At 67.3% G+C, this 14,223-nt stretch carries 17 protein-coding genes and 1 riboswitch; of the genes, 9 read left to right on the forward strand and 8 right to left on the reverse strand.

Going from position 1 to position 14,223, the window contains the following annotated elements:
- The first annotated feature begins 71 nt into the window (after positions 1-71).
- Positions 72-569, forward strand: a complete 498-nt coding sequence (locus LQR33_RS19550; protein ID WP_166441153.1) for a GNAT family N-acetyltransferase — start codon at positions 72-74, stop codon at positions 567-569.
- On the opposite strand, the gene yidD is transcribed toward LQR33_RS19550, so the two are convergent.
- Positions 570-953 (reverse strand): membrane protein insertion efficiency factor YidD, encoded by a 384-nt coding sequence (gene yidD / locus LQR33_RS19555; RefSeq protein WP_231470154.1) that lies wholly within the window; start codon positions 951-953, stop codon positions 570-572.
- A gap of 159 nt (positions 954-1,112) precedes the next feature.
- Here yidD and LQR33_RS19560 point away from each other — a divergent pair, with 159 nt between their 5' ends.
- Both LQR33_RS19560 and LQR33_RS19565 read left to right on the forward strand, forming a co-directional pair.
- The gene (locus LQR33_RS19560) at positions 1,113-1,658 is read left to right on the forward strand and encodes a kinase inhibitor (RefSeq protein WP_221667447.1); all 546 of its coding nucleotides are present in this window, start codon (positions 1,113-1,115) and stop codon (positions 1,656-1,658) included.
- 5 nt (positions 1,659-1,663) lie between these two features.
- Positions 1,664-2,464, forward strand: a complete 801-nt coding sequence (locus tag LQR33_RS19565; RefSeq protein WP_231470155.1) for a helix-turn-helix transcriptional regulator — start codon at positions 1,664-1,666, stop codon at positions 2,462-2,464.
- A gap of 14 nt (positions 2,465-2,478) precedes the next feature.
- Here the strand turns inward: LQR33_RS19565 and LQR33_RS19570 are convergent, their stop codons facing one another.
- On the reverse strand, positions 2,479-2,883 hold the full coding sequence (locus tag LQR33_RS19570) for a VOC family protein (RefSeq protein WP_231470156.1): 405 nt from the start codon (positions 2,881-2,883) through the stop codon (positions 2,479-2,481).
- A 172-nt stretch (positions 2,884-3,055) separates the two neighbouring features.
- Between LQR33_RS19570 and LQR33_RS19575 the strand changes: the two genes are divergently transcribed.
- Positions 3,056-3,583, forward strand: coding sequence for a MarR family winged helix-turn-helix transcriptional regulator (locus LQR33_RS19575; RefSeq protein WP_221666092.1), 528 nt, complete (start codon positions 3,056-3,058; stop codon positions 3,581-3,583).
- On the opposite strand, the gene LQR33_RS19580 is transcribed toward LQR33_RS19575, so the two are convergent.
- Genes LQR33_RS19580 through LQR33_RS19595 form a run of 4 tightly spaced genes read right to left on the reverse strand, consistent with a single transcriptional unit; the run spans position 3,573 to position 7,686 of the window.
- Complete coding sequence (locus LQR33_RS19580; RefSeq protein WP_166441616.1) at positions 3,573-4,529, reverse strand: ABC transporter ATP-binding protein; 957 nt, start codon at positions 4,527-4,529, stop codon at positions 3,573-3,575. The two genes, LQR33_RS19575 and LQR33_RS19580, sit on opposite strands and share 11 nt — an antisense overlap.
- Entirely contained in the window at positions 4,504-6,069 is a 1,566-nt protein-coding gene (locus tag LQR33_RS19585; RefSeq protein ID WP_231470157.1) for an ABC transporter permease, read from the reverse strand. Before LQR33_RS19585 ends, LQR33_RS19580 begins: the two co-directional genes overlap by 26 nt.
- Positions 6,066-6,614, reverse strand: a complete 549-nt coding sequence (locus tag LQR33_RS19590) for a GNAT family N-acetyltransferase (protein ID WP_231179073.1) — start codon at positions 6,612-6,614, stop codon at positions 6,066-6,068. Before LQR33_RS19590 ends, LQR33_RS19585 begins: the two co-directional genes overlap by 4 nt.
- 55 nt (positions 6,615-6,669) lie before the next feature.
- A complete protein-coding gene (locus LQR33_RS19595; RefSeq protein ID WP_166441613.1) occupies positions 6,670-7,686 on the reverse strand; it encodes a thiamine ABC transporter substrate-binding protein in 1,017 nt (338 codons plus the stop codon).
- 50 nt (positions 7,687-7,736) lie between these two features.
- Positions 7,737-7,831: riboswitch (TPP riboswitch) on the reverse strand.
- A gap of 124 nt (positions 7,832-7,955) precedes the next feature.
- Here LQR33_RS19595 and LQR33_RS19600 point away from each other — a divergent pair.
- Together LQR33_RS19600 and LQR33_RS19605 are read left to right on the forward strand one after the other, a co-directional pair.
- Positions 7,956-9,401, forward strand: a complete 1,446-nt coding sequence (locus LQR33_RS19600; RefSeq protein WP_231179074.1) for a DUF1800 domain-containing protein — start codon at positions 7,956-7,958, stop codon at positions 9,399-9,401.
- A gap of 10 nt (positions 9,402-9,411) precedes the next feature.
- On the forward strand, positions 9,412-10,590 hold the full coding sequence (locus LQR33_RS19605) for a DUF1501 domain-containing protein (RefSeq protein ID WP_166441611.1): 1,179 nt from the start codon (positions 9,412-9,414) through the stop codon (positions 10,588-10,590).
- On the opposite strand, the gene LQR33_RS19610 is transcribed toward LQR33_RS19605, so the two are convergent.
- Positions 10,587-11,324 (reverse strand): substrate-binding periplasmic protein, encoded by a 738-nt coding sequence (locus LQR33_RS19610; RefSeq protein ID WP_166441610.1) that lies wholly within the window; start codon positions 11,322-11,324, stop codon positions 10,587-10,589. The genes LQR33_RS19605 and LQR33_RS19610 overlap by 4 nt on opposite strands.
- Before the next feature lie 169 nt (positions 11,325-11,493).
- Between LQR33_RS19610 and LQR33_RS19615 the strand changes: the two genes are divergently transcribed.
- Positions 11,494-12,321, forward strand: coding sequence for a hypothetical protein (locus LQR33_RS19615; RefSeq protein ID WP_166441609.1), 828 nt, complete (start codon positions 11,494-11,496; stop codon positions 12,319-12,321).
- 157 nt (positions 12,322-12,478) lie between these two features.
- Here the strand turns inward: LQR33_RS19615 and LQR33_RS19620 are convergent, their stop codons facing one another.
- Positions 12,479-12,997, reverse strand: coding sequence for a winged helix DNA-binding protein (locus tag LQR33_RS19620; protein ID WP_046158266.1), 519 nt, complete (start codon positions 12,995-12,997; stop codon positions 12,479-12,481).
- Between the two features lie 141 nt (positions 12,998-13,138).
- Between LQR33_RS19620 and pxpB the strand changes: the two genes are divergently transcribed.
- Together pxpB and LQR33_RS19630 are read left to right on the forward strand one after the other, a co-directional pair.
- On the forward strand, positions 13,139-13,801 hold the full coding sequence (gene pxpB, locus LQR33_RS19625; RefSeq protein ID WP_221666098.1) for a 5-oxoprolinase subunit PxpB: 663 nt from the start codon (positions 13,139-13,141) through the stop codon (positions 13,799-13,801).
- On the forward strand, positions 13,801-14,223 hold a 423-nt coding region (locus LQR33_RS19630), incomplete at its 3' end, for a 5-oxoprolinase subunit C family protein (RefSeq protein ID WP_414626568.1). The genes pxpB and LQR33_RS19630, both read left to right, overlap by 1 nt.

Genomic DNA, 14,223 nt, shown 5'->3' on the forward strand with positions numbered 1-14,223 from the left:
ACTGTTTTCATTCTAACGCTTGCCATAAGATGTTCAAAACCGACATTTCCACCATTTCCAGAGAGCCGCGCATGCCGATCGCCATCACCCCCGCCCAACCCAAGGATGCGGCCGAAATCCATCGCTTCATCACCGAGCTCGCCGTCTACGAGCGCGCCGAACACGAAGTGAAGGCCGGCGTCGCCGACATCGAAGCCACGCTGTTCGGCCCCGAAGCCAAAGCCCAGGCGCTGATGTGCCGCGTGGACGGCCAGCTGGCCGGCTTCGCCGTGTACTTCTTCAGCTACTCCACCTGGCTGGGCAAGAACGGGCTATATCTGGAGGACTTGTACGTGACGCCGGAACTGCGCGGCGGCGGCGCCGGCAAGGCGCTGCTGCGGCATCTGGCCAGGCTGGCCTGCGACAACGATTGCGGGCGTTTCGAGTGGAGCGTGCTGGACTGGAACCAGCCGGCGATAGATTTCTATGAATCGATCGGCGCCGCGCCGCAGGCTGAGTGGATACGCTATCGGCTGGCGGGGGAAGGACTGCGCCGCTTCGCCTACGGCGAGGACGCGGTCGCGGCCTGATCAGCCCGCCCGGTCCGTCTTCCGGCGGCTCCGCCGCCAATCCAGCCAGGAATGCGTCAGGCATTCGCCGGACCGGCACGCGGCGTCGCCCAGGCAGCCGTCGCAGCTGTCCAGGCTCAAGCACTCCGGCTCGCACGGCGGCTCGCAATAACCGGCCTGCCGCCGCCGCGCCGCCGGCGTTCTGGCCGCAGTTGAGCAACGCAGCAGGCGCTCCCGCGCGATCCAGCCGCCGCGCCGCAAGCCGTGGCGGCGGATCGCCCGATAAGCCAGGCCTGAACACCCGCTCCGGCCGGTCGCGGCCCGATAAGCGCAGCCGTATCCCTTGCGCGGCGACAATTGCCGCTGGTATATCCGGATCAGCCACAGCGCCAATCGTTTCGGCATGTTTATCTCCTTTATCGCGCCGCGCATCATACCCATTCCCCATCCGCGCTGCTAAAGTCGTCGGCGAGCGCGCTCGCGCCGCAGACGAGCGTTTCGGCGCAGCCGCGCCGCGCGCCGACGCTTAACATGCTCCCACCATCTAGCCACAGGAGAACCGATATGCGCACCACCCTGCTGATCGCCAGCCTGCTTGCTCTTCCGCTGGCCGCCCAGGCCGACGCCTTCAAACTGTCCAGCGACAGCATCGCCGACGGCATGCCGCTGGGCCTAAAACAGGTCTACCGCGGCTTCGGCTGCGAGGGCGGCAACGTCTCGCCGCAACTGTCCTGGAGCGGTGCGCCGGATGGGACCAAGAGCTTCGCGATCACCGCCTACGACCCGGACGCTCCCACCGGCAGCGGCTGGTGGCACTGGACCGTGGCGAACCTGCCGGCCAATGTGCATTCGCTGGCCGAAGGCGCCAGCGGCGAAGACGGCAAACTGCCGCCGGGCGCGGTGCAGGGCCGCACCGACTACGGCGAAGCCCGCTTCGGCGGGGCCTGCCCGCCCGAAGGCGACAAGCCCCACCGCTACCAGTTCACCGTCTGGGCGCTGAAGACCGACAAGCTGCCGATCGATGCCAACGCCAGCGGCGCGCTGGTGGGCTTCATGCTCAACGCCAACGCGCTGGGCAAGGCTCAGATCACCGCCACCTACGGCCGCTGAACCCAATGGACAACATCGCCCACCGGCTGAGCCGCATCGAGGCCGGCGAGATCCGCGCCCGCCTGCCGCAGCATGTGCGGCGGGTGCCGGTGTTCGCGCCGGCGCTGTGCCGCGTCCGCCTCGGCGGCAAGCGCATTCGGCTGGGCGGGCGGGAGATGTCGGCCGGACCGTCCCAACTTGTGCTGATGCCCGCCGGCTGCGAACTGGACATCGCCAACCTGCCGGGGCCCGACGGCTACCTAGCCGATGTGGTCAACCTGCCGCCGGGTCTGCTGGACCGTTTCCGCGACCGCCACGGCCCGCTGCTGCTGCGGCAGCGGCCGGGCCTCGAGCTTTGTCCGACGATGGACGGCGCGCTGCGGTCGGCGTGGAGCCTGCTGATCGACAGCCTGCATGGCGGCGCGGCGCCGGAAATCCGCCAGCATCATGCCGAGGGCGTGCTGCTGGCGCTGGCGCTGGCCGGCCTAGCCGGGCCATTGCTGCGAGAGCAATCCGGCAATTTGGCGCAGACGCTGAAACAGCTGCTGATGCTGGACCCGGCCGCGCCGTGGAGCGTCGACGCGGCGGCGCGCCGGCTCAATCTGGGCGCGTCCACGCTGCGCCGCCGGCTGGCGGAAGAAGGCGCCGGATTCCAGGCCATCCTGGAAGAGGTGCGGATGGGCTTGGCCCTGCAGCAAGTGCAAAGCGGCCAGCGGCCCATCGCCCAGATAGCCGAGGCCAGCGGCTACGCGTCGGCTTCCCGCTTCGCCGCGCGCTTCCGCCAACGTTACGGCCTGTCGCCCAGTGAGTTGCGGCGGACGCTTTGACGCCCGCCCGCGGCTCAGTCTGAGCCCTGCCGCAGTTCCAGCAGATTGCCCGCCGGATCCCGGACGAACAGCTGCTCCAGCTTGTCCGCCGCCACGCTGCGCTGGCTGAAAAAGGCGATGCCTCTCTCCTTCAGCTCAGCCGCCGCCCGCTCCAGGCTGGCCACCGTCAACGCGACATGGTTGCTTACCGGGTCCTGTCCCTTGCCCTGGGCGTACGGCGACACGCCATCCTTGCCCATGATGTGCAGCTGGGTGGCATTAGGCAAATCGAGAAAGCTGCCGGGCACGCCGGGTATATGCCAGCGCGATGGGTCCGCCGCCAAGCCGAACACCTGGCCGTAGAAATCCTGCAGCGCCGCCACTTGATGCTTGGGCACGCTGAAGCCGACGTGATGCAAAGCTTGCACTTCGATAGTCATCTCCGTTCCTTTTCCATATGAAGCCGGCTGATGCCGGCTTTCAAATAATACGACAAACATATAATTAGTTAAACTAATAAAATATGCGAGAACGGAGTTCGACGCGCCGCGCCTTTTCAGCTAGCATCATCGCGGCCCATAACATAGCCACAACCCAGCCAGGCGAATCCTCATGGACGCACGACACCCGCAAGACGCCAGCGCCGCGATGGCGCCCCATCTGCAACTGATGGCGGATACCGCCGACGCCGACACGCCGCAGGACGCAGCCGCCGCCGGCCTGTTGCTGCTCTGGCTGGGCGACGACGTGCTGCTGCGTCTGAACCAACACCTGTCGCCGCTGGGCATTTCGGAAAACAAGCTGCACGTATTGCTGCTGTTTCGCCTGTTCGAAGACGGCCGGCTGGGCGCGGAGCCGCCGACGCCATCCAGCATCGCCGACTACTTCGGCATCACCCGCGCCTCGGCCACCGGCTTGCTGGACTGGCTGGAGAAGCGTCGGCTGATCGCCCGCCACCCCCACCCCGCCGACCGCCGCAGCCTGCAGCTAAGCCTGACCCAGGAAGCCCGCGCGCTGCTGGAGCAAGCGCTGCCCGACTTCTGGCGCGCCTGCGCCGGCCTGACCTCGCACCTGGACGCCCAGGAGCGCCAGCAATTGCTGCGCCTGCTGGCCAAGGTGTGGGGACAGGTCAAGAGCTGAGCGGGAAGCGCAGCAAGCGCGATTCGTCGACGCCGACGCCCAGCGTCCCGCCGACGAACAGCGCGTCGCCCAGCCACTCCATCTCGCGCGCAGACAGCATCAACGCCAGCGGGCCGGCCTGGGCCTCCACCCTCAACCGCAGGCCGTCCGCCAGCGGCGTCAGCTCGACGATGCGCGCCGGCGGCTGATCGTCGCCCAGCAGCAGCGCGCCCGGCGGCACCGCCGCATGCTCCAGCACATTGTCGAAACCGATGAAGCGCGCCAGCCAGGCATTGGCCGGCGCGGCTAGCAGCTGCCGCGGCGCGGCGCATTGCAGCAGCCTGCCGTCCTTGAACACCGCCACCCGGTCCGCCAGCGCGAACGCCTCGTCGCGGTCGTGGGTGACGATGATGGCCGGAATGCCGGCCTCCCGCAGCAAATCGCGGAATTCGCGCTGCAGCAGCCGGCGCAGATCGGCGTCCAGGCTGGAGAACGGCTCGTCCAGCAACAGCAACCTGGGACGCGTGACCAGCGCCCGCGCCAGCGCCACCCGCTGCTGCTCGCCGCCGGACAGCGTCCACACCTTGCGCGCGCCGTGCTCGGCCAGACCCACGCAGGCCAGCATCGCCTGCGCACGTTTAGCCGCGTCGCGCTTGGAGACGCCCTGCTCGATCAAGCCGAACATCACATTGCCCAGCGCGTCCAGATGCGGAAACAGCGCAAAGTCCTGGAACATCAGCGCAAAGCCGCGCCGCTCGGGCGGCACCCGGGCCAGATCCTCGCCGTCGAAAGCCAGCGCGCCGCAGTCCGGCCGCTCCAAGCCGGCTATCATTTTCAGCAGCGTGCTCTTGCCGCAGCCGGACGGCCCCAGCAGAGCCAGAGTCTCGCCAGCGGACAACGTCAGCGACACGTCGTCGGCCACCACGCGTTCGCCGAAGCGTTTATTCAGGTTTCGCAACGTCAGCACGGCTGTCCTCCTCCGGGCCGGCCCCGCCGGCGGTTTCGATGATCCAGAAAACGATGAGCGCCAGCAGCATCAGCACGCAGGAGAGCTGCATCGCCGCGTCGGCGCTGGCTTCGCCGGGACGCCCCAGCCGCTGATAGATCAACGTGGTCAGCGTCAGCCATTCCGGCCGCGACAGGAACAGCGTGACGGCGAACTCGCCGACCGCGGTGGCGGCGGCGAAGGCCAGCCCGCGCCGCATCGCCGGCTGCAGCAACGGCCAAGTGACGCGACGGAAAGCCCGCCATGGGCCGGCGCCCAGGCCGCGGGCGGCGGCGAGCCAATGCGGCGGCTGGCCGTCCAGCGACGCCAGCGCGGCCTTGGCCACCAACGGATAGGCCAGCAGCGCGTAGGCCGCCATCAACAGGCCCAGCGCTCCGCTCCACTGCGGATACAGCAGCAGCAGGCCGAAGGCCACGCACACCGGCGAGGCGACGAAAGGCAGGAAGATGGCGGCGCGCAGCGCCAGGCTGCGGCCGCAAGCCAGCGCATGCGCCAGGCCCAGCGCGCCGGCCGCCAGCACGGTCACGCCGGTGAAACGGGCGCTGTTCCACAAAGCCAGCCGCGTATCCTCGTCCCACAGCGCCACCCATTCCGCCCCCGCGGCGAGGCCGCGCCACAGCACCGCCAACAACGGCAGCCCGGTGCACAACAGCAGCGCCGACAACGCGGCGGCCAGCGCCAATCGCTCAGCCAGGCGCTCTACCCGCCGCAGCGGCAAGGGCTCCACCTTGGCCGCGGCGGCCAGCCGGCGCGCCAAGGCAGCGTAGACGGCTGCGATGCCGCCGCACACCAACAGCACCAGCAAGGCCAGCGCGCCGGCGTCGGCCAGATTCAGCTCGTAAGCGACCAGGGTGTAGATCTCCACCTCCAGCGTCGCGTAGCGCTGGCCGCCCAGCACCAGCGCCAGGCCCAGACCGGAGAAGCAGTACAGAAACACCAGGCACAGGCTGGACAGCAGCCACGGCAGCGCCGCCGGCCATTCCACTCTCCAGAATGCCCGCCAGCGGGTGGCGCCCAGCGTGCGCGCGGCGGCCAGCCGGCTGGCCGGCACCTGGGAGAAACCGTCGCAGCCGGCGCGCACCACCAGCGGCAGATTGAAGAACAGATTGCCATACAGCAGCAGCCATGGAGTGTCCTGCAGATTGACGCCGAACACGCCGCGCGGCCCGAACAGCGCCAGCACGCCCATCGCCGCCACCAGCGTCGGCATCACGAAGGGCAGCATCAGCAGCCGCAGCAGCAGCGCCCGCCCGGCAAAGCGGTAGCGGGCCAGCATCCAGGCCAGCGGCATGCCCAGGGCCAGGCACAACAGGCAACTGGCCGACGCCTGGATCAGCGACCACAGCAGCCGCCAGCGCAGATAGCCGTCGGCCAGCAAGGCGGGATTGAACTGCAAGCCGCCTTCGGCCAACAGCCGGGCCAGCGGCGCGACGGCCAACAGAAAGAGAAAGGACAGCGGAAGTCCGGCCAGGATCAGCCGGGGCACGGCGGACTGCTTCAAACAAAGGCTCCAAGCAACGGCCAATCAGCCGTCAGCACATCTTCGCAACCGTCGTCGTCGCGCACCTGGCCCACCTTGGCGAAGCCAAGCTGGGCGGCGAGCCGCTGCGACGGCAGATTGCCGGGTTCGATAGACAACACCAGCTTCGCCGCGCCGCCGCTTGCCGCCCAGCCGGCCATGGCCAACAGAGCCTCGCGGGCGTAGCCCTGGCGGCGGAATTCGGGATAGACCGCGTAGCCGAGCTCGACGTCGCCGTAGCCATTCAGATAGGGATGGCCGGGCCGGGTATGAAAATTGATGTGGCCGACCATCGCCAGATCGTCCCGGCGCAGCAACGCCCGCACCGACCACGGCGCGTAGGCCGAATCTTCCGCCATATCGGCCAGCCGCATCGCCATCAGCGCGGTCTCCACCATCCAACCTTCGGCTGGACGGCTGCCCAGCCGCGCCGCGGCGGCGTCAGTGTCGCCGCGCAGGCAGGATTCAAGAAAATCCGCGTCCAGATGGCGCAGGATCAAGCGGGGGCTGGAGACGTCTTCAATCATGAGCGGGCATCCAAATAGTCATGCCTAAATCATAACAGAGGCGAGGCTAGGAAAATCACTGGCCAGACTTCAACACCACCCGCGTCCAGCGACCGACCCAGGCGCGCTGCTTGGCGGCCAGCGTAGCGCTGTCGGGCGTATCGTGCGCCGCCGGCTGCTCGGCATGCTTGTAAACCGGGTCCAGCGGGATGTTATCCATCGCCGGGTACATCCACATCCGCGTCGGGATATCTTTCTGCACCGCGTCCGAGCGCAGGAAGGCGATGAACTGCTGAGCGAGCTTGGGTTCCTTGCCACCCTTGACCAGCGCCGCGCCCTCCACCTGGCGGAACACCGAGCCCGGCAGCAGCAGATTGGCGGTCGGCGCCTCCACCGGCTTGTCCTTGCTGTAGAACACCTCGGCCGCCGGGCTGGCGGCGTAGCTGACCACGATGGGCCGGCTGCCGCCGTTTTTGGAAAAGTCGGTGTAATAGGCCTCGGTCCAGCCCTTGCTCACCTTCAGGCCGTTGTCGCGCAGCTTGCCCCACAAGGCAAAGGCCTTGTCCTCGCCCAAGGCATGGATGGTGGCGGACAAGAAAGCCAGGCCCGGGCTGGAGGTGGCGGGGTTTTCCACCACCAGCAGGTTCTTGTAGGCGGGCTGCGTCAGGTCATTCAGGGTCTTGGGCAGCGGCAGCTTGCTCTTGGCAAACCAGGCCTTGTCGTAGTTCAGCGTCACATAGCCGTAGTCGACGGCGGCCGCGCCCGGCAGGCTGACCTTGCCGCCGCGGGCCAGCTCCGCCGGCAGCGGCGCGAGCGCGCCGGCTTGCTCGGCCTTGCCGATCAGGCTGTTGTCGAGGCCGAACACCACGTCGGCGATCGGGCTGCCCTTGGTCAGGATCAGCTTGTTGACCATCTCGCCGGCGTCGCCGGCCTTGATGATGGACACCTTGGCGCCGGTCTGCTTCTCGAACGCGGCGAGCAACGGCTTGTCGACGCTGAACGAGCTGTGCGCGAGCACACGCAATTCGGCGGCCTGGGCGGACAGGCCGGCCAGGCTCAAAGCGACGACGATAAGTTTGGGGAACAGCTTCATGGACAATCTCCGCGCGGTACGGCCACGGAGCAAGCAGGCAAGGCGGACGAGGTTCCGCTTCATCACGCTCCCTCCGCTGGCATGATCCAGATCAGGTTCTCAGGGTGTCTCTCAGCCCGTTTGCAGGGCACCCCCGGTGACAGGGCGACAGTATAGCCCAGATGCGCAAACAACTTAACACTCTGGCCGGTCCGCTTAATACCGGAGCGAAGACTGCCCTCTATGCTCACAATCAATCGCTTATGCAAACGGCTTGCCGCGGTGAACCCATGATCAAAAGAATATTGCTCGCTTCCGCCCTGCTCGGCCTGCCGCTATTCGCGCTGGCCGGCATCGGCGCGGACGGCGCCCGCCACCTGTTGGCGCGCACTGGCTTCGGCGCCAACCCGGCGCAGATTGAGGCGCTCGCGCCGCTCAGCCGCGAGGCTGCGGTGGACAGGATACTGGCCGGCGCGCGCACCCAGGCGGCGACGCCGCCGCCGGGTTGGGCCAACGAGCCGTTTGAGCGCCCCGGCCAGCCGGGCCTCACCGAGGAACAGAAAAAAGCGCTGCAGCAGGAGCGCAACCAGCATGCGGTGGAGCTGCGCAGCTGGTGGCTGGCCGAAATGCGCAACACCCCGTCGCCGCTGACCGAGAAAATGACTTTGTTCTGGCACAACCATTTCGTGTCGGCGCTGGACAAGGTGCGCTCGCCGCAAATGATGTACCAGCAGAACCTGCTGCTGCGCCACTACGCGCTGGGCGACTTCGGCCAACTCTTGCACGCGGTGGCGCGCGATCCGGCGATGATGCGCTACCTCGACACCGCCAACAACCGCAAGGACCAGCCCAACGAGAACTTCGCCCGCGAGGTGATGGAATTGTTCACGCTGGGCGAAGGCCACTACAGTGAACAGGACATCCGGGAGGCCGCCCGAGCCTTCACCGGCTGGGGCCTGGACCGCGACGACCAGTTCATCGTACGCCCACGGCTGCGCGACACCGGCGAAAAAGTCATCTTCGGCCAGCGCGGCAATTTCGACGGCGACGACGTGATCGACCTGTTGCTGCAACAGCCCAACACCTCGGTATTCGTCACCAACAAACTATGGCGCAACTTCGTGTCGCCGACGCCCGATGCCGCCACCGTCAACAAGCTGGCCGCCGACTTCCGCCGCAGCCATTACCAGTTGAAGCCCTTGATGCGAGCGCTGCTGTTGACGCCGCAATTCTGGCGCAGCCAGGGCCAACTGGTGAAATCGCCGGTGGAGCTGACCATAGGCACGCTGGTGACTTTCGATCTCAATCCGCCAGACTGGCGGGTGATCGCCGGCCTGAACCGCCAGCTGGGCCAGGACGTATTCGCGCCGCCCAACGTCAAGGGCTGGCCCGGCGGCGAGTCCTGGATCAACAGCGCCACCCTGCTCACCCGCAAGCAGTTCCTGGACCGCATCGCCCGCGACGCCGCTCCGGCGCGCGACGCCTACGCCCAGGCCGACGGCAGCCTGAACGAGATGGCTGGCCGCGAGGCGCGCATCCGCCGCTTCGTCGGCAACGGGCTGAATTCGATGAAGCTGCAACCCGATGAATGGGCCGCCGTCTACGGCGTCCGCACCGCCGCCGACGCCGCGCGGCTGCTGCTGGCCGTGCCGCCGGCCAACCCCTTGCCGCCGAACGCCAGCGGCGCCAAGGCCATCGCCCAATTGCTGCTGGACCCGGCCTACCAGGTGGAATGAGGAGCCCGCCATGTTCAAACGACGCGAATTCCTGAAAACGGCCGGCGCCGGCCTGATGCTGACCGTGCTGCCCAATCTGTCCTGGGCGCTGGCCCCCGCCGGCTACAAACGCCTGCTGGTGCTGGTGGAGCTGAAGGGCGGCAACGATGGCCTCAACACCGTGGTTCCCTACGGCAGCGCCGACTACTACCGGCTGCGCCCCGGCATCGCCGTCGCCCGCGAGCAAGTGCTGCAGATCAACGGCGACATCGGCCTGCACCCGTCGCTGGCGCCGCTGATGCCGCTGTGGCGGGACAAGCAGCTGGCGCTGCTGCAGGGCGTCGGCTACCCCGATCCCAATCTGTCCCATTTCCGCTCGATCGAGATCTGGGACACCGCCTCGGCCAGCCAGCAATACCTGAGCGAAGGCTGGCTGACCCGGCTGTTCCATGAGCAGCCGACGCCGAAGAGCTTCGCCGCCGACGGCGTGGTGCTGTCCAGCCAGGTGCTGGGGCCGCTGGATGGCGGCGCGCGCGCGGTGGTGCTGTCCAATCCGCAAGACTTCGCCCGCCAAGCCAAGCTGGTGGCGGACCAGCAGCCCGGCCACGCCGGCGCGGCGCTGGAGCATATTTTGAAAGTGGAAGGCGACATCCGCCAGGCCGCCGCCAGCCTGGCGCCGCTGCCGCGAACCGCGCCCAGCGAAGCGCCCACCGCCGGCCCCAAGCCCAATGGCGGTTTCGGCGTGGCGGTGCGAACGCTGACCGACACCCTGGCCCGCGGCGTGGACATCGCCGTCGCCCGCATCACGCTGACCGGCTTCGACACCCACGGCAACCAGCAGCCGGTGCAGGCGCGGTTGCTGGCGGAATTGGCCGACGGGCTGGCGCAGCTGAAAAGCGAAATGACGCGGCTGGGCCGCTGGGACGACACGCTGCTGCTGACATACGCCGAATTCGGCCGCCGCCCGCGCGAGAACGGCAACCGCGGCACCGACCACGGCACCGCCAACGTCCATTTCGCGCTGGGCGGCCGCGTCAACGGCGGCCTATACGGCCAAACGCCGCAGTTGGCCGGCGTCAGCGAGGGCAATCTGGCGCATGCGATCGATTTCCGCCAGCTTTACGCCACGGCGATAGACGGCTGGTGGGGCAAGGACAGCCGCAACGTGCTGGGCGGACGCTTTACGCCGCTGCCCTTGCTGCGCGGCTAGGGATCGGGATACGCGATGTTGAAGCGGCTGCGGTAAAGCCGGCCCACTACGCCGTCGCGTTTCATGTCGCGCAGCGCGCCGGCAAAAGCCTGGCACAGCTCGGGGGACACGCTACGCTTGCTGAAGACGTAAAAGGCCCCGCCTATCGGCCATATCGGCGACAGGGCCACGATCGCCGGCTGCTGCGGCAAGCGGGCCAGCTCATTCGGCGCCGTATCCATGGTGGCCAGCAGCAAGTCGATCCGCCCCAGCTGCAGCTTGCGCAAACTGCCGGCCAGCGTTTCCCCGGCATCGATCCTCACCATGCCGGGAGGGGCTTTCAGCCAACGGTCCCATACTTCGCCGTAACTGTCGCCATGCGTCACGCCCAGCCTGACCATGCCCAGCTTGCCCAGGTCCTGCGGCTGGGAAACCGGCCAATGCGCAACGCGATCGCCGCGCGCCCACAGCCGCACCAGCGAGGAACTGTAGCCCGGCACAAAACAGGCATACGCCTCCCGCTCCGGCGTTTTCAGCGCCTGCATCGCGACATCCACCGTGCCCAACCGCAATTCCTGCAAGGTGCGCGACCAGGGAATCTGGCGATACGCCAGGCTGCAGCCTATGCGCGCGGCCGCTTGGTTCAGCAGCTCCACCGAGTAGCCTGCCGGCCGGCCATCCCTCCCCTGGTAGTGATATGGCGGCCGCTCCTCCCAACCCACCTGGATCGGTTTGCCGCATATCCCGCCCGCCATCGCCGGCAAAGCCCAGCATGCCAGGAAAGCAAAATTCCCGATGAACCGCACCGCCACCTCCCGCAACCGGCAAGCGCAAGCGCGCTCCCCTACAATGTAGGATAGAATCCCCATGCCGATGGCGTCCGGCGGATGCAAAACGACCACCCAGCAACAGAACCACTGCCACATGACTTCGAACAATACCCAGAACAACGAGCCCCACCAGACAACGGAAGAGATTCCGCTGCCTCCGCCGGAAAGCGAAGTCACGCTGGCCAATCTGGCCATCCCGCTGGGGGAGACCATACTGACCCTCAGCGCCGACGGCCGTCCCATCTACGGCATCCTGCAGCGCAGCCGGGCGATGACGGCCCAGTCGGACTACTTTCGCCTGCAGTTCCGCGGCTACGCCCGTTCCGACGGCGCGCACTGGCAGCCGCTGGAAGGCGACGACAGCCGCTTCCACGCCGTCTACAACCTAGCCTGGATCCGGGTAGACCGACCCAGCAAGAGCGTGACTTTCGGCCCCAAGAGCGGCGTGCAGCCCAGCCCCGGCCTGGCCGGCAGCGGGCTCGACACCTATCTGTTCGCCAGCGTCATCACCTGGGCCAAAGGCGTCTGCCCCGAGTTCGCCATCAATCCCGGCATGATCACCATGGGCCAGACCCACTCCGAGGAGGAACGGCTGCGCTGCCACGCCTTCTACGCCGGCCAGGGCTTCCAGTTCGAATGGCAGGACCCCGCCCAGCGCACCGCGCTGTACTTCAAGGACAAGGTGAGCAAGCTCTTGGGCGTATGGAACAAGGAGGCGGTCAAGGAGTTCGGCGGCGAGGAGATGCTTAAGACGCTGGCCGGCCAGGACGAGGCACGCGCAGAGTTGCAGCAGCAACTGGACAAGCTGGAAAGCGCCAACGACAGCATGAAGCGCGCGCTGCAGAAGGAAAAAAGCACCTCGCAGATCCTGACCGGGGTGCTGATACTGGCCGCCATTTTCGCGATCTGGGCCGTCATCTAGGCCCGAAGCCGTCTCAGAACCTGTTCAAAGTCTCGCGAGCTCGCGCAAGACAAGGCGAAAACGGCAGAAGAAGCGGAATGCGCATAATGGTACATGAGCATTCTGAAGCTGTTTTCAACGCCGTATCGCCGACACGCAGCAGACATTGAACAGGTTCTCAGAACGAGGCGCCGGCCCTGGCCGCCTGATCGTAAATGCCGGCCAGGGTGCGCATCAACTGGGCGATGTCGCCGATCAGCGGATTGGCGATGCCGCCGTCCCCCAACGTCGCCATCAGGCACTGCTCGCGCACCTGGCGGTAGCGCTCGCACAGCTCGCGGCCGCTCTCCGTCGTGGAAAACAGCACTTCCTTGCCGCTTTTCTCGCTCTCCACATACCCCATCTTGACCAGCTTCTTCAGGGCGTAGGACACCACGTGGGTATCCTCCATGTTCAGCACGAAGCAGATGTCGGCCAGCTTTTTCTGCCGCCCGCGATGGTTGACGTGATGAACCAGCAGCACCTCGGTCGGCGTCATGTCCTTCTCGCCCGCCGCCGCCATGCAGCGCACCATCCAGCGGTGGAAAGCGTTGTTGACCACAGTCAGGCTGAACTCGAACTCGGACAGCTCCGGGCTGCGCTCAGAAACCAGATGCTGTGAGGACACGATCTTAGGCAAATCTTGCGTCGTTGACACCCATTCTCTCCATATTGCGCCACAGCAGGTGGCAGGCCGCGAGGCAGCGATAAATTGACGAGAAATTCTCGACATAGCATCATCGCACCCAATCAAGCCATTATCATATCCATATTCCCGATTCACGCCATCCCGCACGCGATGCAATCAGATTCCTCTTCTCAGCCGGCCATTCATTGGCTGGGCGCCCAGGCGCTGGTGCTGGAACTGCCGCCGCCGGCCACGCTGGACCGCCAGCGCCGAATCTGGCGGCTGGCCGAGCAGCTGCGAGCCGACTCCGACTTCCGCGAAGTCATCCCCGGCATGAACAACCTGACGCTGGAACTGCGCCCCGGCGCGAACGCCTCCGCGCTGCCGGCCCGGCTGCGACGGCTGTGGCAACGCGCGGACGGCGCGGAGCACGCCGCCCGGGTGGTGGAAATTCCGGTGCGCTACGGCGGCCGCCACGGTCCGGACCTGGAAAGAGTGGCACGCCACTGCGGCCTGACACCGGACGAGGTCGTCGCCCGCCACTCCGCCGCCCGCTATACGGTGTTCTTCTTGGGCTTTCAGCCCGGCTTCGCCTACCTGGGCGGCCTGGACCCCGCGCTGGCCTCCCCGCGTCGCGACACGCCCAGGCAAAAAGTGCCGGCCGGCTCGGTGGCCATAGGCGGCAGCCAGACCGGCATCTACCCCACCGCTTCCCCCGGCGGCTGGCAAATCATAGGACGCAGCGACGCCGTGCTGTTCGACCCCGCGCGCCAGCCGCCCTGTCCGCTTCGGCCGGGCGACGCCGTGCGCTTCATTCCCCTGGGGGACGCCTGATGCTGGAAGTGATCAAGGCCGGACCACAAACCACGGTGCAGGACCTGGGCCGCTTCGGCGCGCGCCATCTGGGGGTGTGCCGCGCCGGCGCCATGGACGCGCTGGCGCTGACCGTCGCCAATCGCCTGGTGGGCAATCCCGCCGGCGCGGCCGCGCTGGAAATCACGCTGCCGCCGGCAGGCTTTCGCCTGCTGCGCGACGGCATGCTGGCGCTGGCCGGCGCCGACTGCCGGGCCACGCTGGACGGCGAGCCGATATGGCCGGGCTGGCGCACCGCCTTCCGCGCCGGCCAGTCGCTGAGGCTGGAAGCGCCAAGCAGTGGCATGCGCGCCTACCTGGCGATCGACGGCGGCGTGAATGTGCCGCTGCTGATGGAGTCGGCCAGCACCGACCTGATGGCCGGTTTCGGCGGACTCTACGGC

Source organism: Chromobacterium piscinae (assembly GCF_021129175.1).
Classification (GTDB): Bacteria; Pseudomonadota; Gammaproteobacteria; order Burkholderiales; family Chromobacteriaceae; genus Chromobacterium; species Chromobacterium piscinae.

Bases quoted from the DNA above. Each gene is read 5' to 3' on its own strand.
- yidD (WP_231470154.1), bottom strand. From the start codon at position 953: ATGCCGAAACGATTGGCGCTGTGGCTGATCCGGATATACCAGCGGCAA.
- LQR33_RS19595 (WP_166441613.1), bottom strand. From the start codon at position 7,686: ATGAAGCTGTTCCCCAAACTTATCGTCGTCGCTTTGAGCCTGGCCGGC.
- LQR33_RS19575 (WP_221666092.1), top strand. From the start codon at position 3,056: ATGGACGCACGACACCCGCAAGACGCCAGCGCCGCGATGGCGCCCCAT.
- LQR33_RS19550 (WP_166441153.1), top strand. From the start codon at position 72: ATGCCGATCGCCATCACCCCCGCCCAACCCAAGGATGCGGCCGAAATC.
- LQR33_RS19590 (WP_231179073.1), bottom strand. From the start codon at position 6,614: ATGATTGAAGACGTCTCCAGCCCCCGCTTGATCCTGCGCCATCTGGAC.
- LQR33_RS19560 (WP_221667447.1), top strand. From the start codon at position 1,113: ATGCGCACCACCCTGCTGATCGCCAGCCTGCTTGCTCTTCCGCTGGCC.
- LQR33_RS19570 (WP_231470156.1), bottom strand. From the start codon at position 2,883: ATGACTATCGAAGTGCAAGCTTTGCATCACGTCGGCTTCAGCGTGCCC.
- LQR33_RS19605 (WP_166441611.1), top strand. From the start codon at position 9,412: ATGTTCAAACGACGCGAATTCCTGAAAACGGCCGGCGCCGGCCTGATG.
- LQR33_RS19610 (WP_166441610.1), bottom strand. From the start codon at position 11,324: ATGGCGGGCGGGATATGCGGCAAACCGATCCAGGTGGGTTGGGAGGAG.
- LQR33_RS19565 (WP_231470155.1), top strand. From the start codon at position 1,664: ATGGACAACATCGCCCACCGGCTGAGCCGCATCGAGGCCGGCGAGATC.
- LQR33_RS19600 (WP_231179074.1), top strand. From the start codon at position 7,956: ATGATCAAAAGAATATTGCTCGCTTCCGCCCTGCTCGGCCTGCCGCTA.
- pxpB (WP_221666098.1), top strand. From the start codon at position 13,139: ATGCAATCAGATTCCTCTTCTCAGCCGGCCATTCATTGGCTGGGCGCC.
- LQR33_RS19615 (WP_166441609.1), top strand. From the start codon at position 11,494: ATGACTTCGAACAATACCCAGAACAACGAGCCCCACCAGACAACGGAA.